The 22,144-nt window shown below is 58.3% G+C and carries 18 protein-coding genes; 14 read left to right on the forward strand and 4 right to left on the reverse strand.

The features are described 5' to 3' along the window. Positions 1-20 precede the first annotated feature (20 nt). The 4 genes from ABNF92_RS14375 to ABNF92_RS14390 form a co-directional block, all read right to left on the reverse strand. Positions 21-347 (reverse strand): carboxymuconolactone decarboxylase family protein, encoded by a 327-nt coding sequence (locus tag ABNF92_RS14375; RefSeq protein WP_349342516.1) that lies wholly within the window; start codon positions 345-347, stop codon positions 21-23. Positions 348-356: 9 nt separating this feature from the next. Continuing rightward, positions 357-887: an SCP2 sterol-binding domain-containing protein gene (locus ABNF92_RS14380; protein ID WP_349342517.1), complete on the reverse strand. Its 531-nt coding sequence runs from the start codon at positions 885-887 to the stop codon at positions 357-359. A 68-nt stretch (positions 888-955) separates the two neighbouring features. Continuing rightward, a complete protein-coding gene (narL, locus tag ABNF92_RS14385; RefSeq protein WP_349342518.1) occupies positions 956-1,615 on the reverse strand; it encodes a two-component system response regulator NarL in 660 nt (219 codons plus the stop codon). A gap of 17 nt (positions 1,616-1,632) precedes the next feature. After that, a complete protein-coding gene (locus ABNF92_RS14390; protein WP_349342519.1) occupies positions 1,633-3,492 on the reverse strand; it encodes a histidine kinase in 1,860 nt (619 codons plus the stop codon). A 181-nt stretch (positions 3,493-3,673) separates the two neighbouring features. Between ABNF92_RS14390 and ABNF92_RS14395 the strand changes: the two genes are divergently transcribed. The 14 genes from ABNF92_RS14395 (at position 3,674) to ABNF92_RS14460 (ending at position 22,140) form a co-directional block, all read left to right on the forward strand. Beyond that, positions 3,674-4,942 carry an MFS transporter gene (locus ABNF92_RS14395; RefSeq protein WP_291906550.1) on the forward strand — a complete coding sequence of 423 codons (1,269 nt, stop codon included), beginning with the start codon at positions 3,674-3,676 and terminating at the stop codon, positions 4,940-4,942. 122 nt (positions 4,943-5,064) lie between these two features. Then, the gene (locus tag ABNF92_RS14400) at positions 5,065-8,808 is read left to right on the forward strand and encodes a nitrate reductase subunit alpha (RefSeq protein WP_349342520.1); all 3,744 of its coding nucleotides are present in this window, start codon (positions 5,065-5,067) and stop codon (positions 8,806-8,808) included. Further along, on the forward strand, positions 8,805-10,379 hold the full coding sequence (narH, locus tag ABNF92_RS14405) for a nitrate reductase subunit beta (RefSeq protein ID WP_062781173.1): 1,575 nt from the start codon (positions 8,805-8,807) through the stop codon (positions 10,377-10,379). Before ABNF92_RS14400 ends, narH begins: the two co-directional genes overlap by 4 nt. Before the next feature lie 10 nt (positions 10,380-10,389). Continuing rightward, complete coding sequence (gene narJ, locus ABNF92_RS14410; protein WP_069184477.1) at positions 10,390-11,130, forward strand: nitrate reductase molybdenum cofactor assembly chaperone; 741 nt, start codon at positions 10,390-10,392, stop codon at positions 11,128-11,130. 23 nt (positions 11,131-11,153) lie between these two features. After that, a complete protein-coding gene (gene narI / locus ABNF92_RS14415; RefSeq protein WP_069184500.1) occupies positions 11,154-11,831 on the forward strand; it encodes a respiratory nitrate reductase subunit gamma in 678 nt (225 codons plus the stop codon). Positions 11,832-11,895: 64 nt separating this feature from the next. Further along, entirely contained in the window at positions 11,896-12,702 is an 807-nt protein-coding gene (locus ABNF92_RS14420) for a peptidylprolyl isomerase (RefSeq protein ID WP_136631351.1), read from the forward strand. A gap of 348 nt (positions 12,703-13,050) precedes the next feature. Further along, positions 13,051-13,800, forward strand: coding sequence for a Crp/Fnr family transcriptional regulator (locus ABNF92_RS14425; RefSeq protein WP_222465292.1), 750 nt, complete (start codon positions 13,051-13,053; stop codon positions 13,798-13,800). 46 nt (positions 13,801-13,846) lie between these two features. Then, positions 13,847-14,233, forward strand: coding sequence for a putative zinc-binding protein (locus ABNF92_RS14430; RefSeq protein ID WP_349342521.1), 387 nt, complete (start codon positions 13,847-13,849; stop codon positions 14,231-14,233). A gap of 36 nt (positions 14,234-14,269) precedes the next feature. Next, on the forward strand, positions 14,270-14,671 hold the full coding sequence (locus tag ABNF92_RS14435) for a ribonucleotide reductase subunit alpha (RefSeq protein ID WP_136629297.1): 402 nt from the start codon (positions 14,270-14,272) through the stop codon (positions 14,669-14,671). Between the two features lie 157 nt (positions 14,672-14,828). After that, positions 14,829-16,928, forward strand: a complete 2,100-nt coding sequence (locus ABNF92_RS14440) for a 4Fe-4S binding protein (protein WP_349344096.1) — start codon at positions 14,829-14,831, stop codon at positions 16,926-16,928. Positions 16,929-16,991: 63 nt separating this feature from the next. Continuing rightward, positions 16,992-18,887: a TAT-dependent nitrous-oxide reductase gene (gene nosZ / locus ABNF92_RS14445; protein ID WP_209400280.1), complete on the forward strand. Its 1,896-nt coding sequence runs from the start codon at positions 16,992-16,994 to the stop codon at positions 18,885-18,887. Positions 18,888-19,115: 228 nt separating this feature from the next. Next, on the forward strand, positions 19,116-20,384 hold the full coding sequence (locus ABNF92_RS14450) for a nitrous oxide reductase family maturation protein NosD (RefSeq protein ID WP_136629300.1): 1,269 nt from the start codon (positions 19,116-19,118) through the stop codon (positions 20,382-20,384). Next, positions 20,381-21,313, forward strand: coding sequence for an ABC transporter ATP-binding protein (locus ABNF92_RS14455; protein WP_209400283.1), 933 nt, complete (start codon positions 20,381-20,383; stop codon positions 21,311-21,313). The genes ABNF92_RS14450 and ABNF92_RS14455 overlap by 4 nt, the downstream gene beginning before the upstream one ends. Next, on the forward strand, positions 21,310-22,140 hold the full coding sequence (locus ABNF92_RS14460; protein ID WP_349342522.1) for an ABC transporter permease subunit: 831 nt from the start codon (positions 21,310-21,312) through the stop codon (positions 22,138-22,140). The genes ABNF92_RS14455 and ABNF92_RS14460 overlap by 4 nt, the downstream gene beginning before the upstream one ends. The last annotated feature ends 4 nt before the right edge of the window (positions 22,141-22,144 follow it).

Here is a 22,144-nt window from a genome sequence, read left to right on the forward strand (position 1 = left end):
TCTTGATCTGTTGGCGAGCCTTATTCCTTACTGAGTGCTTCCTGCGCCCACTGCCAGGCAGCAACCGTTGCCGGAAAACCTATTGAATTCATGCCCAGCACCAGTGCGTGCTCGATTTCCTCGCGAGTAATGTCCAGTTCCAGACTGCGACGAATGTGGGATTTCAATGCGGATTCTCGACCCGCACCAACGCAAATGCCGAGTTTAACCAGAGCACGCGACTTTTCATCCAGAGGGCCGGCATCGGCGAGGGCCTTACCAAGCTGTTTGTGCGCTTGTTGCAGCTCTGGAAACCGTTCGCTGAAGTTAACGAAGGTTTTGGGGAGTTCGCTGTCGTGTTTAGCCATTGTATTTCCTCAAATTTGGGGTTTGCTTTGCCGCCATGGGCGGCTCTTGAACCTTTTGGAAAGATAGTCGATCTTCACCCGCCACTCCACGCTGTCGAGCAGGTTTTTCAGGCGTAGTCCTAGCTCGGTATCGCCTTCAATGACCAGCCGACGCTGGAAAAACAACTGGTCGGGATCCTGTCGGCGTTCCGCAAGCGCCCTGAAAGCAGCCAGTGAACCGCGAATGGTTGCCTCGCCGGGGCCATCGATTACTCGGAGGCGGCCGGCCCAGAAGCCAATGGTGATACCGGGTTGTCCGCCGTTAACTTCCAGGCGAATACGGCGGCCTTCGAAGTCATCGAATTCGCCGTCATTAATTGCCTGGCCAAAAATGCGGTTGAGCGGCGCTTCTGCAGCCAGCTGCTTCAGGGGCACCGGGATTCGGCGATCAATAGCGCCCAGCACGGGCACGGGGGAGGGCAGGTATTCCCGAAGGACCAACAACGTTTGCCCAATCAGGGGAGATTTCAGGGAGGCAATGGAAGGTAGTGAAAAGGCCATGCTTTACTCCGGGCGGTCAGTAACCGGCACAGAGTAAAGCAAACTTTTCTGAAACGATTTGATATAACTCAGCCTTTGTGAAGGCCTTCTTCCACCGCCCAAACAGCAACTTCCACCCGTGAGCGCAGGTTCAGTTTCTTCAGCAGGTGCTTCACGTGGACCTTGACGGTGCCGTCACTGATGTCGAGCTTGCGGCCGATCATCTTGTTTGAGAGCCCCTCGGCAATATGACGCAGAATATCTTTCTCTCGGGGTGTCAGGCTGTCGAAATCCGGGCGTGATGCTTGCTGGGGCTTATTTGAGCGAAGCGCCTCGGCCAGCAAAGCTGTAAGTCGTTCACTGATCACCATTTTACCGACTGCCGCCTGATGGAGCTGCTTGATCATGTCTTCCGGTTCCATGTCTTTCAGCAGGTAGCCGTCTGCACCGGCCCGGAGTGCCGCAACAACGTCGTCTTCCTGGTCTGACACGGTAAACATCACAATGCGGGAGCTGATGTTCTGTTCCCGCAATTTCTTAAGCGCCTCGATGCCGTCCATCTCCGGCATGTTCAGGTCCATCAGGATCAGGTCGGGCTCCAGCTCGGTCGCCTTCCGAATACCGTCGGCGGCATTGCTGGCCTCTCCGGCCACGACCATATCGTCTTCCATGTCGATCAACTGTTTGATGCCCTGGCGAAGAAGCGGGTGATCGTCGATCAACAGAATACTTGCGGGTGACTCAGACATCGGGTTCTCTCTTGTTGTCAGGCGTTTGATGCTTCGGTGGGAATCAGGTTCCGGCTTTTTGGAACAAAGCCCAGGGAGACCTCCACACCCCCTTCATCGCGGTTGCTTACCTCAACTTTACCGCCAAGGTTGCGGGCACGGTCCTTCATGATAATCAGACCGTAGTGGTTTACGGGCTGGTCACTGCCGGGCAGGCCTTTGCCGTTGTCGCGGATCCGAACCCTTACCTGGGGCGATTCAAATACAACTGCCACACTTATGTTTGTGGCATCTGCATGTTTCACAGCGTTGGCAAGGCCTTCTCTCACGATCTGCAGGGTGTGTATCTCCTCATTCGGAGACAGGGTCTGTGGCGGCAGATTGTACTGCAGCTCAACCGGCTTACCCAGCCGCTCTGAAAACTCTTCGATGGTCTTTTCCAGGGCTGTAAACAGATCTGGTGTATCCAGCTTCAGCCGGAAGGTGGCCAGCAACTCCCGGAGCTGGCGATAGGCGCTGTTCAGGCCGGTGCTCAATTCATCAAGAATGGCCTCGTGAATTTCCTGTTGTTCGCCCTCGATGTCAAGTCGGCGCAGCCGGGCAACCTGCATTTTCAAGTACGACAGTGACTGGGCGAGGGAGTCATGGAGCTCCCGGGCGATCACCGTACGTTCCTCGGCCAGTGTCTGCTGCTGTTCCTCGGTAATCTGTCGTTCCAGGAAAATGGCCGTTGCCAGCTGGTCGCTAAGGGTTTCCAGCAGGCGGCGGTTGGTTTTCGACAGACCCTCTGCAGCGGGATACCAGACCTCCAGTGTGCCGAGGAGTTGCCCGGGCGTCCGGATTGGAAGAAGAAGCCTGCGGCCGTCGTTATTCTCCAACGGCAGTTCATCGTATACCTCAGGTTTGACCAGGCAGGCGTTACAGTGGTGATCACGACAATAGAAGGGACGTTCTCGGCTGGCTGTCGTGATAGCCTCAACCGGCTCGGAAGACTGCTTGTCATGCAGGAAGAGACGAATCGGGCCGATGCCAAGGAGCTGCTCAAGTTCCTGAAGCATGGGTATCGCCCCATGACAGAGGTCATGCTTGGCGAACAGGTCGCGGCTTGCGGAGTGCAGTAGCTGAAGGGCGGTGTGGCTTTTTTCAAGCTCTTCCGTTTTCAGACGTGCACGTTCCTCCAGCTCGTAGTAGGTGAGGGCCAGTTCGCTGGTCATCTGGTCGAAGGCTTGGCCCAGCTTCGCCAGTTCGTCGGAGCCGCCCAGGTTGGCTTTGCGGGTAAAGTCCTGTTCGCCAACAGCAATGGCGATACTGACCAGCTTTCGCAGTGGTCGAAGGATGCGGTTTTTCAGATCAATGAACAGCGCCACAATGATCAGGATAGAGAAGGCCAGGCTGATGATCTGAATAAGGTGCAGGAGGTCAATGCGGGCTTCGGTTCGCTGTTCCAGCATGGTAACCAGCTGGTCCACATCGTCCACGTAGTTCTGTGTTGCGTCCAGCATGGCATCATCGACCGGTGTGCCCTGCAGGTGATTCTGAAGCGCCGGGCGAAGCATGGCTTCCCAGGAGTCGAGGATAGCCTGGTACTGGCGGGCCAGAGGATGTTCCGGGTTCTCCGGAATAGCGTCAGTGATCCCGGTGTTGGCCAACTTTGTTTCATACCGATCCAGCAGTTCCCGGATTGATCCCTGGCCGGATTCTACGGCAAAGGGGCCTGCACTGCGGGCGAGTAGCTGGAAGGCGCCCATGCGCAGGGCGCCGGCCAGATTGATCGCGGTGGCATTGCCCTCGATGCTTTTGGAAACCGCAAGCGTGGCCGCCATGCTGACAAGGGCTGTCACCACCACGGCGCCAACGACGAGGGCGATTCGGGTTACAAGCGGGCTTCTGGATTTCATTAAGTCTCTTGCGCATCAATGCGTTTGACGGGGCTGAGTGAATTATGCCCCGCACCTGGATTCCGTGATACCTCCTTGAGGATAGTCAATTACCCCAATGGTTGGTAACCCATCATAATCTTTGACCCTTTTATGAGCAAAAGATGAAACTGAAAAGCAAGTTTCCACAAGAGCGACAGTAATGAAGTCCGAAACGGATCGTGCAGATGACCGGCTGGCGTCATTGGCAGTGGTATTGCCGTTGGCTGTGGCAGGCTTTGTTGTCGCCGCCGGCTGCTGGACGCTGTTTGCGGTGGCCGGAGTCCATCTACGCTCGGAACTGGATCTCAGCAATTTTCAGTTCGGGTTCCTTCTGGCAATGCCGATGGCGGTAGGCGCTGTCCTGGCAATTCCGGCTGGCCTGGCGGCGCAAAAATTCGGCGCTCGCCGGATCATGCTTTTCTGTCTGGCCGGACTTGCTGCATGCATGGTGATACTCCTGACTACCGATACCTTCCCCGGGTACCTGGTTGCCGCCGGCGGTCTCGGACTTGCTGGCGGTTTTTACAGTGCCGGGTTGCAGTTTGTGACGGGACACTGCGATTCCCCGCGTCTCGGCCTGGTTCTTGGGGGCTTTGGCGCGGGTGTGACTGGCGCGGGTTTTAATTACTACCTGGTACCATTGATTCACCAGGCATTTTCCTGGCATGCGGTGCCACTGGCCTATCTCATCGTGCTTGCCCTGGTGCTTGTGCTGCTGTTGTTGCTTACCGATCCCGAGGATGCCGCCGCGGAGCCCGGCGCGGAAACGTCTGTTCGTGTACTGATACGTGGTATGCGGCGAAAACGAGCCGGACAGCTCTGCGCCTACTTTGGCGTTGTGGCGGGAAGTTTCTTTGCGCTGGCTTTGTGGCTGCCGGATTATCTGTCCTCCCAGTTCGATCTGTCAGTGGATTCCGGTGCGCGTCTGGCCCAATGGTTTGTTATTCCCGGTGCCCTGGCCCAGATAGTCGGAGGCGGGCTTTCTGATCGCTTAGGCAGTGCAAAGGTGGTTAGTCGGGCCCTGCTGGTCTGTCTTGTTGCACTGTTCGTGTTGTCCTACCCACCGATGACGCTGTTTGTCCAGGGCGTTGATTCGGTCATCCGTATTGAGTTTGCGCTTCCCATCCGAGTCGAGGCGGTATTTGTGGTCGCCCTCGGTATGGCCATGGGGTGCACCATGGGAGGTCTTCAGCGGCTGGTAATCATTGAAAACCGTCGGGTTGCGGCGTTTGTGGCCGGCCTGTTGCTGGTCAGCGCCTGTTCGGTAGCCTTTGTTCTGCCAGTGATCTTCAGCAGCGTTAACCACTGGTTGGGCGTCCGCAGTGCGGTCTTCATGATTCTCTTCCTGCTGCTTGTGGGCTGTCTTTTCCTCTTTGCCAGGGAAAGTCGCCGGCACGAGCGTGAACACCTACTCCACCCGGGGATATAAGCCACCTACCCCCAGGGTGGTAGAAGCGGGTTATGAGGTAGTAACCACGCAGATTTCGCGGTTTTTCTCACACACAATGGTCTCAAATCGGAGCAACGATCCGGCAGACGGAGAGAGAGACCATGAGTCATTTGATCGATAAACTTAATTACTTCAGGAAGAAGCGCGAGCCGTTCTCAAACGGCCATGGCGAAACCCACGAAGTCAGTCGCGAGTGGGAAGATAGCTACCGCCAGCGTTGGCAGCACGACAAGATCGTGCGTTCCACCCATGGCGTAAACTGTACCGGCTCCTGCAGCTGGAAAATTTACGTCAAGAACGGCCTGGTGACCTGGGAAACCCAGCAAACCGATTACCCCCGTACCCGTCCGGACCTGCCCAACCATGAGCCTCGCGGCTGCCCCCGTGGTGCCAGCTATTCCTGGTACATGTACAGCGCCAACCGCCTGAAATACCCGCTGATGCGCAAGCACCTGATGAAGCTCTGGCGCGCGGCAAAAGTCGAGCACAAGGATCCCGTCGATGCGTGGGCGTCCATTGTTGAAGATCCCAAGAAAACGGCGGAATACAAGCCTCGTCGCGGCATGGGCGGTTTCGTTCGCTCCAGCTGGGATGAAGTCAACGAGCTGATCGCGGCTTCCAACGTCTACACCGCCAAGAAGTATGGCCCGGACCGCATTATCGGCTTCTCGCCGATTCCCGCCATGTCCATGGTTTCCTACGCGGCCGGCAGCCGTTACCTGTCCATGATCGGTGGCGTCTGCATGAGTTTCTACGACTGGTACTGCGACCTGCCGCCGGCCTCCCCTCAGACCTGGGGTGAGCAGACCGACGTGCCCGAGTCCGCGGACTGGTACAACTCCGGCTACATCATTGCCTGGGGCTCTAACGTACCCCAGACTCGTACCCCGGATGCCCACTTCTTTACCGAAGTGCGCTACAAGGGCACCAAGACTGTCGCCATTACTCCGGATTACGCAGAAGTCTCCAAGCTGTCCGACGAGTGGATGAACCCCAAGCAGGGTACCGACGCGGCTCTGGGCATGGCCATGGGCCACGTGATCCTGAAAGAGTTCCACGTCGAGAAGCCCAGTGAGTACTTCACCGATTACGTACGCCGTTACACCGACATGCCGTACCTGGTCATGCTGGAAGAAAAGGACGACGGCAGCTATGTGCCGGGCCGTTTCCTGCGCGCCAGCGATCTGGTGGACGGACTGGGTGAAGAGAACAACCCGGAATGGAAAACCATTGCCATCGACGAGGCGTCTGGGGAACTGACCGCGCCCAACGGCTCCATCGGCTACCGCTGGGGCGAGAAGGGCAAGTGGAACCTCAAGCAGACCGCCAAGGAAAAAGACGTCAACCTGCAGCTCTCTATGGTCGAGAAGCACGACGAGGTTGTGGACGTTGCCTTCCCGTACTTCGGTGGTATCGAGCATGACCACTTCAAGCATGTTGAAATCAAGGATGTGCTTAAGCACAAGCTGGGTACCCGCAAGGTACAGCTGGCGGATGGCTCTGAAGGCCGCGTTGTCACCGTTTACGATCTGATGGTTGCCAACTACGGCATCAGTCGTGGTCTGGGCGACGACGACGGCGCCACTTCCTATGACGAAGTGAAGCCATACACCCCGGCCTGGCAGGAAAAGATCACCGGCGTGCCCGCCGAGAAAGTGATCCGCATCGCCCGTGAATTCGCCGACAACGCCGACAAAACCAAGGGCCGTTCCATGGTTATCGTGGGTGCCGGTATGAACCACTGGTACCACATGGACATGAACTACCGCGGCCTGATCAACATGCTGATCATGTGTGGCTGTATCGGCCAGAGTGGCGGTGGCTGGGCCCACTATGTCGGCCAGGAAAAACTGCGCCCGCAGACCGGCTGGCAGCCGCTGGCGTTTGGTCTGGACTGGCAGCGTCCGCCCCGGCACATGAACTCCACCTCCTTCTTCTATGCCCACTCTGGCCAGTGGCGCTACGAGAAGCTGGGCGTGGACGAGATCCTGTCACCGTTGGCTGACAAGTCGAAGTTTGGTGGCAGCCTGATCGACTACAACGTGCGCGCCGAGCGCATGGGCTGGTTGCCGTCGGCACCACAGCTGAACCGCAATCCGTTGACCATTGCCGCTGAAGCGGAGAAGGCGGGCATGGAAGTGCCCGACTATGTGGCCAAATCCATGAAGGATGGCTCCCTGGCCTTTGCCAGCGAGGACCCGGAAGCACCCGAGAACTGCCCGCGCAACCTGTTCATCTGGCGCTCCAACCTGCTGGGCTCCTCCGGCAAGGGCCACGAGTACATGCTCAAGTACCTGCTGGGCACCAAGAACGGCCTGCAGGGCAAGGACCTGGGCCACGAAGGTGGTGCCAAGCCCCAGGAAGTGAAATGGCGTGACGAAGCGCCCGAAGGCAAGCTGGACCTGCTGGTCACCCTGGACTTCCGCATGTCTACCACCTGTCTGTATTCGGACATCGTTTTGCCGACCGCAACCTGGTACGAGAAGAACGACCTGAATACCTCGGATATGCACCCGTTCATTCACCCGCTGACCGCGGCCACTGATCCGGCCTGGGAAGCACGCAGTGACTGGGAGATCTACAAGGGCATTGCCAAGGCGTTCTCCAAAGCCACCGAAGGCCACCTGGGTGTCGAGAAAGACGTGGTCACACTGCCGCTGTTGCACGATGCGCCAGCGGAACTGGGCCAGCCGTTTGATGTGAAAGACTGGAAGAAAGGCGAGTGCGACCTGATCCCGGGCAAGACCGCGCCCAATTTCATGACCGTTGAGCGGGATTACCCGAACACCTACGCGCGCTTTACCTCCCTCGGTCCCCTGATGGACAAGCTGGGTAACGGTGGCAAGGGCATCAACTGGAACACCGAGAAAGAAGTGAAGTTCCTGGGTGACCTGAACTACAAGCACATCGACGGCGCCAACGCGGGCCGCCCGAAAATTGAAAGCGCGATAGATGCGGCGGAAGTGATCCTGACCCTGGCTCCGGAAACCAATGGCCAGGTGGCGGTGAAGGCCTGGCAGGCGCTGTCCGACATTACCGGTCTGGACCACACCCACCTGGCGACCAACAAGGAAGAGGAAAAGATCCGCTTCCGGGACATCGTGGCGCAGCCGCGCAAGATCATCTCCAGCCCCACCTGGTCTGGCCTGGAAGACGAGCATGTGTCCTACAACGCCGGCTACACCAACGTGCACGAACTGATCCCCTGGCGCACCCTGACCGGCCGCCAGCAGTTCTACCAGGACCACGAGTGGATGCGGGCCTTCGGCGAGAGCCTGCTGGTGTATCGCCCGCCGATCAACACCAAGACCGTGAGCTACATGCTCAATCAGCGCAGCAACGGTCAGCCCGAGAAGGCACTGAACTGGATCACGCCGCACCAGAAGTGGGGTATCCACAGCACCTACAGCGACAACCTGCTGATGCTGACCCTGTCCCGCGGTGGCCCGATTGTGTGGCTGAGTGAGGACGACGCCAAAGAATTGGCCATCGAGGACAACGACTGGATCGAGCTGTTCAATGCCAACGGCGCCATTGCGGCCCGTGCGGTGGTGAGCCAGCGCGTGATGCCCGGCATGGTAATGATGTACCACGCCCAGGAGCGGATCGTGAACGTGCCTGGTTCCGAAATCACCGGCACCCGGGGCGGTATCCACAACTCGGTTACCCGGGTATGCCCGAAACCGACCCACATGATTGGCGGTTACGCCCAGTACTCGTACGGGTTCAACTACTACGGCACTGTTGGCTCCAACCGCGACGAGTTCGTGGTGGTCCGCAAGATGCACAACGTCGACTGGCTCGACGGCGAAGGCAATGACACTGTTCAGGAGGCTGTAAAATGAAAATCCGTTCCCAAGTCGGCATGGTGCTGAACCTGGACAAGTGCATTGGTTGCCACACCTGTTCAGTAACCTGCAAAAACGTATGGACCAGCCGTGAAGGCATGGAATACGCCTGGTTTAACAACGTCGAGACCAAGCCCGGTATTGGTTACCCGAAAGAGTGGGAGAACCAGGACAAGTGGAAGGGCGGCTGGATGCGCGACAGCTCCGGCAAGATCCGCCCGAAGATCGGTGGCCGTTTCCGGGTACTGGCGAACATCTTCGCCAACCCGGATCTGCCCCAGATCGACGACTACTACGAGCCGTTCGATTTCGATTACCAGCACCTGCACACCGCTGGCGATACCAAGCACCAGCCGGTTGCCCGGCCGCGCTCGCTGATTTCCGGCCAGCGCATGCAGAAAATCGAATGGGGTCCGAACTGGGAAGAGATTCTCGGTACCGAGTTCGCCAAGCGCCGCAAGGACAAGAACTTTGACCAGGTGCAGGCGGATATCTACGGCCAGTTCGAGAACACCTTCATGATGTATCTGCCGCGCCTGTGCGAGCACTGCCTGAACCCGGCGTGTGTTGCCAGCTGCCCGAGCGGTGCCATCTACAAGCGTGAGGAAGACGGTATCGTCCTGATCGACCAGGACAAGTGCCGTGGCTGGCGGATGTGTGTCTCCGGCTGTCCGTACAAGAAGATCTACTTCAACTGGAAAACCGGCAAATCCGAGAAGTGCATTTTCTGCTACCCGCGGATCGAAGCCGGTATGCCCACTGTGTGCTCCGAGACCTGTGTTGGCCGGATTCGCTACCTGGGCGTGCTGCTGTACGACGCCGACCGCATCGAAGAAGTGGCCAGCGCCCCGGGCGAGCATGAGCTCTACGAGAAGCAGCTGGAAATCTTCCTCGACCCGTTCGATCCGAAAGTGATCGAGCAGGCGAAGAAGGACGGCATTCCGATGAACGTGATCGAAGCTGCCCAGCAAAGCCCGGTGTACAAGATGGCAGTGGACTGGAAACTGGCCCTGCCGCTGCACCCGGAATACCGCACCCTGCCCATGGTCTGGTACGTGCCGCCCCTGAGCCCGATCCAGTCTGCGGCGGAGGCCGGCAAAGTCGAGTTCGACGGCGTACTGCCGAAGATCGAAAGCCTGCGGATCCCGGTGAAGTACCTGGCCAACCTGCTCACTGCCGGTGATGAGAAGCCGATTGTGCTGGCTCTCAAGCGGATCATGGCCATGCGCCTGTATAAGCGTGCTGAAACCGTTGAAGGCAAGGAAGACCTGCGCGCCCTGGAGGAAGCCGGTCTGACCAAGGCCCAGGCGGACGAAATGTATCGCTACCTGGCCATCGCCAACTACGAGGATCGCTTCGTGATTCCCACCAGCCATCGCGAGCTGGCGAAGGAAGCCTTCCCCGATGCCACCGCCCACGGCGAGCGCAATGGTTGTGGTTTCAGCTTCGGTGAAGGTTGCAACGGCGACAGCAAGTTCAACATGTTCGGTGGCCGAAAGCAGACCACCAGCATGGTTCAGAAGCTGTCGACCGTGAAGCAGGTTGACCCGAAACAGCTGCAGGAATAAGGAGGCCGAGATGCAACTCTTGAAAGTACTGGCACGGGTGCTTGAGTACCCGACCGAAGAACTCCAGGCCTCCAAAGACGCCCTGGTAGCCGCAGTCCTTGAGGACAGCCGGCTGCCGAGGCAGAACAAGGAGCAACTGCTGCGCTGTGTAGAAATGATCTGCGATGGCGACCTGCTGGACATGCAGGAGAACTACGTGGGCATGTTCGACAAGGGCCGGGCGACATCCCTGCTGCTGTTCGAACACGTGCACGGGGAATCCCGCGACCGGGGCCAGGCCATGGTGGACCTGATGGAGGAGTACCGTACCAACGGTCTGGAGATCGACGCCCGGGAGCTGCCGGATTACCTGCCGCTGTTCCTGGAATACCTCTCCACCCGCCCCTGGGACGAGATCCGGAACTGGCTGGAGGACATCCACCACATCCTGGGTTTGCTGGGCGAGCGACTGTATCAACGGGAAAGCTTCTATCACGTGGTGATGGATTCCCTGCTGACCCTGTCCGGTCGAAGCGCGAACCGCCAGGAGCTTGCGGAGATTGTCGCCGCGGAAGAGCGCGACGATACCCCGGAGGCTCTGGACAAGGTCTGGGAAGAGGAAATGGTGAAATTTGTTGATGATCAGGGCAGCTCCTGCAGTACCGGCAGCGTTGTAGGCCAACGCCGCCGCGAACTGGAACAGACCCAGACCATTCACCTGAGTGATCAGCTGATGACGGATGCAACACCCCGTCAGGCAGGGCGCGCCTGAGGGCGCAGGAGGAAACGGAAATGATGTCCTATCTGAATACACTACTGTTCGGGGTTTATCCCTACATTGCTCTCGCGATTCTGGTGATTGGTACCTGGGCACGCTATGACCAGGGCCAGTTCACCTGGAAAGCCCATTCCAGCCAGATGCTGCGCAAGAAAAACATGGTGATGGCCAGCGTGCTGTTCCACGTGGGTGTGCTGGTGATCTTCTTCGGCCACCTGGTGGGCCTGCTGACTCCACACGCCTTCTACGAGCCGTTCATGACGCCTGGCACCAAGCAGGTCATGGCCATCGTAGTCGGCGGTATTGCAGGCGTGATGGCGATCATCGGCGGCGGCATGCTCGCCTGGCGCCGCCTGACCGACCCACGCGTGAAGGCCAGCAGCACCTTTGCGGACAACATGATCATCGTCATTCTGGTGGTTCAGCTGGCACTTGGCCTTCTGACCATCCTGCCCACCATGGGCCATCTGGATGGCAGCACCATGTTGAAGTTCTCGGCCTGGGCTCAGGGCATTGTCACCCTCCAGGGCGGCGTGGCCGGCTACATCGCCGATGTGCACTGGATCTACAAGACCCACATCTTCCTGGGCCTGACCATCTTCGTACTCTTCCCATTCACCCGCTTGGTGCACATGCTCAGCGTGCCGGTGGAGTATTTCGGGCGGAAGTACCAGGTGGTACGCAAGCGCGCTTGATGTAAATGAAAACCGGGTCAGATGAAAGCCTTCATCTGACCCCATCTTCCCTGAGGTTATTGCTATGCAACTCATCCCCGTCGGCGACGCCGAAAAACCCAGAAACCAGTTCCCGCCGGTCTATGTGGGTGAAACCCTCATCGGCGAAGACGACATCGCCCGGGAAATGCAGCATCACCCGGCCGAGGAAGTCGCCGAAGCCTGGCACGAAGCTGCCAAAAGCCTCGTCATCCGCGAGTTGCTCCTGCAGCAGGCCAGCCGCCTCAAGCTCGACGACATCGACGACGAAGAAGACCGCATCGCCCGGGTTCTGGAATTCGAACTCAACGTCCCGGACCCGACCGAACAGGACTGCGAACGCTTCTACAACGCCAATCCGGCCCGCTTCCGCAGCCCCACACTGATGGCTGTCAGCCACATCCTCCTCGCCGCTGCCCCGGACGACGTCCAGGAACGCATCCGCCAGGAAGAAGCCGGCCAACAGTTACTGTCGTCCCTCATCGACGGCCGCTCCCAGTTCGCCGAACTGGCCAAACAATACTCCGCCTGCGAATCCCGTCACCAGGGAGGCAGCCTCGGCCAGATCAGCAAAGGCCAGACCGTCGACGAATTCGAGCGCCCGGTCCTCGCCCTCCAGGAAGGCCTGAACCCGGAACTGATCGAAACCCGCTACGGCTGGCACATCGTTCGCGTTGACCAGAGAATCGACGGCCAGCAGCTCCCGTACGAGCACGTCAAACCCCAGATCCGGCAGTATCTGAGCGAGAGTGTAACCCGCCGGGCATTCCGTCAGTACCTGCAGGTGCTTGCAGCGGAAACTGGCGTGGAAGGTGTCGATCTGGAACTCCCAGACTCGCCCCTGATGCAGTAATTAAGGGTTTGGCTCCGGGGTCGGGAGGTTGGTGGTCAGTAGGGCTTCCCAAAACTGTCTGCAGCCATGGATGGCTGCAGTCAAGCGTCACAGGGACGTGCCGCAAGGAGCGCGTTTTGGGAAGCCCTACTGGCTGCCAACCTGTGCTCTACAGTCAGTCCGCCAATACCAAGGCTCAGTGAATTCCTATTGAGCTCAAATTAGTTGGCAACAGAACACTTTGAGTTAGGTCAATTACTCCCGAATAACTCCCCGACTACCCCCATGGGGGGAGCGATTTTCCCCCAGTATCCTTCTACTATTTAAAACATGATTTCGAATGCATGAATATGCAGAGAGGATACACCAATGGCAATGACCCAAACGGCCGAAACCCGCTACACCAAACCCGTGCTCGTCGCCGTCAACAAGCCTTTCGATGACGAAGACGGCCTTCAGGCCCTGCGCAGCCATCCACTGTTCTCGGAACTCAATGGCAAAGACCTGCAGCACCTGATCCAGCAATCCCGAAGAATCCGTCTTGGCCATCACCAGCTGCTCTACCGCCAGGATATGCCGGCGCACCACTTCTTCTTCGTGATCTCCGGCCGCCTGCGTCTTTACCGCCTGGACTCCTCCGGCATCGACCGAACCCTCGACAGCATTGCCCCCGGTGACTGCTTCGCCGAAGTCATGATCTACGCCGATCCGCCCCGGTATGCCTGCTACGCTGAGGCCCTCAAATCCAGCGAAGTGCTGATGATTCCGGTCAAAGCCTATCAGGACATGCTGGAAAGCAACCCCGAATACGCCCAGGCAGCGCTGCGGCATTACGCCAAACGCGCCGTTTCCCGGTTCCACGACCTGGAAATTATGACCGTCCAGAACGCCCGGGACCGGTTGATCCGCTACCTGATCGACCTGCTGCCCAACGGCGCAGAGGAAGGTGGAGAAGTAGAGTTGCCGCTGCCCAAGTGCCTGGTGGCTTCCAGACTTGCCATGCAGCCGGAAACCTTCTCCCGGATTCTGGCGGATCTCAAATCCAACGGCCTGGTGCGGGTTAACCGTAGCCGACTGTTTATTTCAGACCCCCAGCGACTGATCGAGATCAGTCAGTAACTAACCACATTAAAGCGAGCCTCCAGGCGTCTGGAAGGGAGGACAAGTGACAGCGAGAAAACAGCGTCCACTGATCTACTCATGTTCCGGCTGCTCCGACGTGGCGCAGCTGGCCAACAATGCAGCGGTCAGACTCGACCATGCCGGCGAATTTGAAATGTCCTGCATCTCGGGCGTCGGTGGCAAGGTTCCGTCCCTGGTGAAAACCGCCCGATCCGGTCGCCCGATCACGGTTATTGATGGCTGCCCGCTGCACTGCGCCCGGGCTTGCCTCGAGAACATTGGTGTCGAGCCCGATGAGCATGTCCGGCTCTACGACTTCGGCTTCAAGAAACACTACGGACAGAGTTACGGCGAAGACGCCGTGGAAGAAGTGTGCGACGAAGTTCGCAGGCTCACCTCAAACCACCAGCTCATTGCCCGCCAGGCGTAAATCGCAGCGGCCTGGTACCAGTAAGGATTCACCAAAATGATCAGCAGTTACAGTGACCTGATTCAGGCCTCTTATAGCCAGCAGGAACCCCAGCGCCTGCTATTCGTGTTCTGCCGGGCAGAGTTGCCGGACGAGGCCTCCCCGGAAGAAAGAGCCGCCTTTGAGCGCGGCGAGGGTGGCGCCCTGACGCCGGTGGTCTGTGTCGACAAAACCCCCGATGAAGCACCGGATTTCGCGGCGCTGGAGGAAGAGTCCCGGGCCACAGGCCAGTCCTGGGATGTGGTGTTTGTTGCCGCCATGTCTGGCCGTGGCGGCACGCCTCCATCCACTGATGAAGCGCAACAACCATTGACCATGATGGTGGAGTCTATCCGCCTTGGTCATATCAGTAATTACCTCCCCCTCGATACGCAGGGAAACGCTGTCAGCCTTGGCTGACAGCGAGAAGTCGATCAATACCCCGGGCAGGTGTATTCAATAAGAGGTATTTGATTTTCCTCTAATTTGCCTAGGCTGAAGCAATAAGGCGCTTTTTCTCAGGGAGTCTTCTGTGTCCGTTTTTTCCCGCTTCGCTGTTCTCTTTCTCGCGTCGATCATGGCCATGGCCCTGAATGCAGCGCCTTTGGCCAAGTATGAGCCTGTTGCCGGTCGTCAGGTCATCGGGCAGGCTTTCCCGGAAGTCACCAGGGTTGTCCCCCGGAAAGGCAACCGAGCCATTCAGGAGCTCTATGCCCGCGATGAACTGGTGGGCTACGCCTATCAGTCCCTGGACTTTGTCCAGACACCCGCCTACTCGGGCAAGCCCGTCAACGCCCTGGTGGTACTGGATATCGAAGGCACCATCAAGGCCGCCAAGGTCATCCACCACGATGAACCCATACTTCTGGTGGGTATTCCGGAGAGTAAGCTTCACACCTTTACCGACCAGTATACGGGCCTGAAGGCCGACCAGCGGGTAACCGTGGGCGGAACCTCCTCGGAGCGCAAGGTGGCCGTTGACGGTTTGTCCGGCGCAACAGTAACCGTAATGGTCATCAACGAAGTGATCATGCGTACTGCCCATCGGGTGGGCGTGGAACTGGGTATGGTCGAGGGCGAGGACGGCTCCCGTCCGCCGCTGGCTACCGTGGACAAGCAGGCCTTCGAGCAGAAAACCTGGGAGGAACTGACCGGAGACGGCTCGGTGCGCCGGCTGCTGCTCACCAAGGGGCAGGTGGATGATTCCTTCAAGGGTACGGAAGCCGAGGGTGTTGATACCGCAGGGCCCGAAGAACGAAATGAGCCACTGATCGATCTGTATACCGCTTACCTGGATGTTCCGACTATTGGTCGTAACCTGCTGGGAGAGAGCCAGTACCAGTGGCTGACATCCGAGCTTGAGGAGGGCGAGCACGCCATTGCCGTCATGGCCAACGGCGAGTACTCCTTCAAGGGCTCGGGTTATGTTCGCGGTGGCATTTTCGACCGCATCCAGATCCGTCAGTTCGGCGATACCTTCAACTTCCGCGACCTGGATTTCTACCGGCTGAGCGATGTCTATGCCGAGGGCATGCCGGAATTCACCGAGATGGCGATCTTCATTATTCGCCAGCAGTACAACTTCGATCCCGGCACCCCCTGGACACTCGAACTCACGGTCAAGCGCCAGACCGGTCCCCTGGATAGTGAATTCCAGGTGTTTCCGCTGGAGTATCAGTTGCCGGAGCAGTATTACACCCGTCCGGAGCCTGTCGTGTCCGAGGAAGAATGGCTGGAGAGCCAGCCCATGTGGGTCCAGGTGTGGTACCAGCGGGAATTCCAGATTGTGGTGCTGGGTATCGGTATCGGTGTGCTGATGTTCATCCTGTTTTTCCAGGACTGGCTGGTGAAAAAGCCGAAGATGATGCGCTGGATTCGCCACGCCTTTCTGACCTACACGCTGTTCTTCATCGGCTGGTACGCCATGGGGCAGTTGTCCATCGTCAACGTGCTCACATTTGCCAATAGCCTGATCAGCGGGTTCAGTTGGAGCACGTTCCTGATCGACCCGATGCTGTTCATCCTCTGGGCCGTGGTGGCCGCCATCGTCCTGCTCTGGGGGCGGGCGGTTTACTGCGGCTGGTTGTGCCCATTCGGTGCACTCCAGGAATTGCTGAATGAAATTGCCCGGAAGCTGAAGGTGCCTCAATACACCGTGCCCTTTGCAGTGCACGAACGGCTCTGGGCCATCAAGTACATCATCCTGCTGGTGCTGTTCGGGGTGTCCCTCGATTCCATGGCAACCGCCGAGCGCCTGGCCGAGGTAGAGCCGTTCAAGACCGCCATCACCCTCAAGTTTGATCGTAGCTGGCCTTTCGTGACTTACGCCGTCCTGTTGCTGGTGGTCAACCTGTTCACCCGCAAGGTGTTCTGCCGCTACATGTGTCCGCTGGGTGCAGCCCTGGCGCTGCCCAGCAAATTGAGAGTGTTCGACTGGCTCAAGCGGCGCAAGGAGTGTGGCAACCCCTGCCGGCTGTGCGATCACGAGTGCGAAGTTCAGGCGATCCATCCGGACGGGCACATCAACTACATGGAATGCCATTACTGCCTGGATTGCCAGATGACCTATTTCGATGACCACAAGTGCCCGCCGCTGATCGTCAAGCGACGCGGTAAGCGCCGTGGTCATAATGCACCGGGCCACCCGGAGGAAATACCCGTGGTTCAGGTGTCCTGAGTAGTCCCAAAAAAAGAAAGCATGAGAAGTAAACCGCCATTACCAATAACGGAGTTGGATGTTATGAAAAGAAGAGATGATCTGACCAAAGACCTGAACGAGCTTCCGGAAAGCGGCCAGAGTCGCCGTCGGTTCATGGGGGCTGCTGCTCTGGCAGGTGTCGCCGGTGCAACAGGGCTTGGCACCGCGGTAATGTCCCGTGAGGCATTCGCGGCCGCAGCCGAGGAGGCCCGCAACAAATATGTGATCCATCCGGGAGAGCTTGATGAGTATTACGGCTTCTGGAGCGGTGGTCACTCCGGTGAGGTTCGGGTTCTGGGCGTACCCTCCATGCGGGAGCTAATGCGTATCCCCGTATTCAACGTGGATTCCGCGACGGGCTGGGGTATCAGCAACGAGAGCAAGGACGTTCTGGGCCATGACAATACCCACCTGAACGGCGATTCCCACCACCCCCACATTTCCATGACGGACGGTCGTTACGACGGCAAATACCTGTTCATCAACGACAAGGCCAACACCCGCGTTGCCCGTATCCGCCTGGATATCATGAAGTGTGACAAGATCACCACGATTCCGAACGTTCAGGCCATTCACGGCCTGCGGCTTCAGAAGGTGCCCAAGACCAAGTATGTGTTCTGCAACGCCGAGTATGTCATTCCCCATCCGAACGATGGCAGCGACACCAGCCTTGAGAGCAGCTTTACCATGTTTAACGCCCTGGATGCGGAAACCATGGAGGTGGCCTTCCAGGTGATTGTTGACGGTAACCTCGATAACACCGATGCCGACTACACCGGCAAATACGCCTGCTCCACCTGCTACAACTCGGAGAAGGCGCTGGATCTGGCCGGTACCATGCGCAACGATCGCGACTGGGCGGTGGTGTTCAACATCGAGCGTATTGAGCAGGCGGTCAAGAATGGCAACTACAAGACCCTGGGTGATTCCAAGGTGCCTGTGGTAGACGGTCGTGCCGGCTCGGAGCTGACCCGTTACATTCCGGTTCCGAAGAACCCGCACGGTCTGAATACCTCTCCGGACGGCAAATACTTCATTGCCAACGGCAAGCTGTCTCCGACCGTGTCCATCATTGCGATCGACAAGCTGGATGATCTGTTTGATGGCAAGATCGAGCCGCGGGATACCGTGGTGGGCGAGCCGGAACTGGGTCTTGGGCCCCTGCACACGACCTTTGACGGCCGTGGCAATGCCTACACCACTCTGTTTATCGACAGCCAGGTGGCCAAGTGGAACATTGCCGATGCCATCAGGCACTACAACGGCGAGGATGTGAACTACATCCGTCAGAAGCTGGACGTGCATTATCAGCCGGGCCACAACCACGCGTCCCTGACCGAATCCCGGGATGCTGATGGCAAGTGGCTGGTGGTACTGTCGAAGTTCTCCAAGGACCGGTTCCTCCCGGTTGGACCTTTGCACGCGGAGAACGACCAGTTGATCGATATCTCCGGCGAGGAGATGAAGCTGGTTCACGACGGCCCGACCTTCGCTGAGCCCCACGACTGCATCCTTGTACGTCGTGATCAGATCAAGACACGGAAGATCTACGAGCGTGACGATCCGTTCTTTGCCTCTGCTGTTGAGCAGGCCAAGAAGGATGGTGTGACTCTGGAAGTCGACAACAAGGTTATCCGGGATGGCAACAAGGTTCGTGTTTACATGACCTCGATTGCGCCGCAGTACGGGATGACTGAGTTCAAGGTGAAGCAGGGTGATGAGGTGACGGTGTACGTTACCAACCTGGACACCATTGAGGATGTGACCCACGGTTTCTGCATGGTGAACCATGGTGTGAGCATGGAGATTAGTCCGCAGCAGACGGCTTCGGTGACCTTCAAGGCGGATCGTCCCGGGGTGCACTGGTACTACTGCAACTGGTTCTGTCATGCGCTGCATATGGAGATGCGCGGTCGCATGATTGTAGAGAAGGCCTGATAGGCCTCTCTTTCGCCGGGACTCCTTTTGGGAGTCCTGGTGATTTCCAACTTCGGAGAAGCAACCCAAGAGGAGAACCCTTTCCAAAACACGCTCCTTGCGGCACATCCATGTGGCGCTTGGGCTCCGCCATCCATGGCTCCGCACAGTTTTGGAAAGGGTTCTCCTCTTGGCTTGCCGTACCTAGGGCGGTGGCTTCGGACCTGCTTCACTTATAGAGAATCATAGATGTATCCACTGTTGCGTTATGGAGTGGCCCTGACAGTCGCTCTTTTATCGCTGACCGCGCAAGCGGACCTGCAAGAACAGCTTGATGCCCTGGAACCGGGTGCGAGCTTTGAGCTTCCCCCTGAGCAGATTTCGTCTCTGGCAATCCGGGTGTCCGGGGTGTCTGTGTCTTGTCATGAAGAAACAGTGATTGACCCGGGCGGGCAGGGCAATGCGGTGGATATCGTCGCCGAGGAGGTGACGTTTTCCGGCTGTGCCGTTCGTAACTGGGGCAGCAATCTGAACGAGCTGGATGCGGGGATTTTTGTCGCCCGGGGGGCGCGCGGTGTCGTGGTGGAGAACAACCGGTTGGATGGGCCGGGTTTTGGGGTGTGGCTGGATGCAACGCCGGATGTGACGGTTCGCAATAATACGATTCGAGGTGATGACTCGCTGCGTCCGAATGACCGGGGTAACGGGATTCATCTGTTCAACACGACCGGGGCCCTGATTGAGGGCAATGACATTCGTCAGACCCGGGATGCGATCTATATCGAGACGGCGAATAACAATACGATCCGCGGCAATGAGATGGCGGATCTGCGTTATGGCATTCATTACATGTACTCGATGAATAATCTGCTTGAGAACAACGTTACCCGCAACACCCGAACCGGTTATGCGCTGATGCAGAGCAAGCGTCTGACGGTGATCAACAACCGGTCGGTGAATGATGAGAACTACGGGATTCTGATGAATTTCATTACCCAGTCGGAGCTGCGGGGGAATGTGGTGACGGGGGTGTCCCAGGGGCAGACAGCTGGTGTTGCCATTGAGGGCGCCGAAGGCAAGGCGGTGTTTATCTATAACTCCCTGTACAACACCTTTGAGGGCAATGTTTTCGCTGACAGTAATATCGGCATTCATCTGACGGCGGGTTCGGAAGACAACGAGGTTTTTGGCAACGCGTTCGTGAACAATCAGCGGCAGGTCAAGTATGTGGCCACCCGCACCCAGGAGTGGTCGAAAGGTAACAGCGGCAATTTCTGGAGTGATTACCTGGGCTGGGACCGGAATCAGGATGGCGTTGGCGATGTGCCCTATGAGCCCAACGACAACGTGGACCGGCTGCTGTGGAAATACCCGGAAGCCAAGGTTCTGATGTTCAGCCCGGCGGTGGATACCCTGCGCTGGGTGCAGGATGCGTTTCCGGTGGTCAAGGCCGCCGGTGTCACCGATTCCCACCCTCTGATGCGGATGCCCGCAGAGCTTCAACCGGAGATCCGATGAGCTGTTTTCACCTTGAAAATGTGAGTTACCGGTACGACAAGAGCCCGGTGCTGCACGGAATTGATCTGCGCCTGGAGCCGGGCGAGATCCTGGGATTGTTTGGTCACAACGGGGCCGGAAAGACAACCTGCATCAAGCTGATTCTGGGGTTGATGACGCCCAATCAGGGCTCGGTTTCCGTGCTGGGTGGTCACGCCGGGGATCCGCAGGTGAGCCAGCACATCGGTTACCTGCCTGAGAATGTGATGTTTTATCCGCAACTGACCGGGCGGGAGATTCTTACCCATTTTGCCCGGCTGAAAGGTGCGTCATTGCAGCAAGTGCCCCGACTGCTTGAGCAGGTGGGCCTGGGCGATGCCATGAATGCCCGCACCAAGACCTACTCGAAAGGCATGCGCCAGCGTCTTGGTCTGGCCCAGGCGCTGCTGGGCGAGCCCAAGCTGCTGATGCTGGATGAGCCTACCGTTGGACTGGATCCGGTCGCCACGGCAGACCTGTACCGGCTGCTACGAGAGTTGCGTAATGGCGGCACGGGCATCGTGCTGTGTTCCCACGTCCTGCCCGGTGTCGAACCCTATATTGATCGTGCCGCCATTCTTACCAATGGTGCGCTGAAGGCCGCCGGGGATCTGGCCGCGTTGAGGCGGCAGGCCAATATGCCGGTAACCCTGTCTCTGGATCCCGCGAACAGTATCTCGGCGCTGGAAAAGGTAATTGACAGGGCATCGAGTAACAGTGGCCTGATCCTCAGGACTGACAGCGGGCGCCTGCAGGTAGATGTGCAGCCGAGGGAAAAGATGACGCTGCTGAATGCCGTAATGGCCTCGGGTGAAGTGGCCGATATCAGCATTCATCAGCCCAGCCTGGAAGACATCTACGTGCACTTTATCGGTTCGGGTGGCCTGGCCCACCGGGGAGGCAGCAAGTGAACAGTATCTGGACCATTGCCCGAAAAGAACTCAGCGATAGCCTGCGCAATCGTTGGTTGATGGCCATTTCCCTGGTGTTTGCGACCCTGGCTTTGGGCATCGCCTGGTTTGGTGCCGCAGCGTCGGGGCAGGTGGGGTATGCCTCCACGCCGGCCACCATTGCCAGCCTCGCGAGCCTTGGGATTTTCCTCATTCCACTGATCGCATTGTTGTTGGCGTACGACGCCATCGTGGGCGAAGAAGAGGGGGGAACCCTTTTGTTGCTGCTGACCTACCCACTGAGTCGGAGCCAACTGCTGCTCGGCAAGTTTCTGGGCCATGGTCTGACCCTCGCGCTGGCCACCGTAATTGGTTTCGGCGTAACGGGCGTGGCCATTGCCGTATTGGTCGAAGACGTGGCCATCGCCAGTCTCGCGGCAGCCATGCTGCGCTTCATCGGCTCTACCGTGCTACTGGGGTGGGGCTTTATTGCCCTAGCCTATGTGATCAGTGTCCGGGTCAGCGAAAAGCCCATCGCCGCCGGCCTGGCCCTAGCGATCTGGTTCTTCTTCGTGCTGATCTTCGACCTGATGCTGTTGGGTACCCTGGTGGCCAGCGAAGGCCAGTTCAGCGCGGAACTGCTGCCCTGGCTGTTGATGCTCAACCCCACGGATATCTACCGCCTGCTCAATATCGTTGCCTTTGGCGACAGCGCCCAGCTCAGTGGCGTGCTCAGCCTTGGCGCCGATCTGCCCGTCGGCGCCGCCGGCCTGTGGATTGGTCTGGTGTTGTGGTTTGCCATCCCGCTGGCAGGCGCTCTGTTACTTTTCCGAAACCGCCGTATCTGAACGG

Origin of the sequence: Marinobacter sp. MMG032 (assembly GCF_040112695.1) — a bacterium.
Classification (GTDB): Bacteria; Pseudomonadota; Gammaproteobacteria; order Pseudomonadales; family Oleiphilaceae; genus Marinobacter; species Marinobacter salsuginis.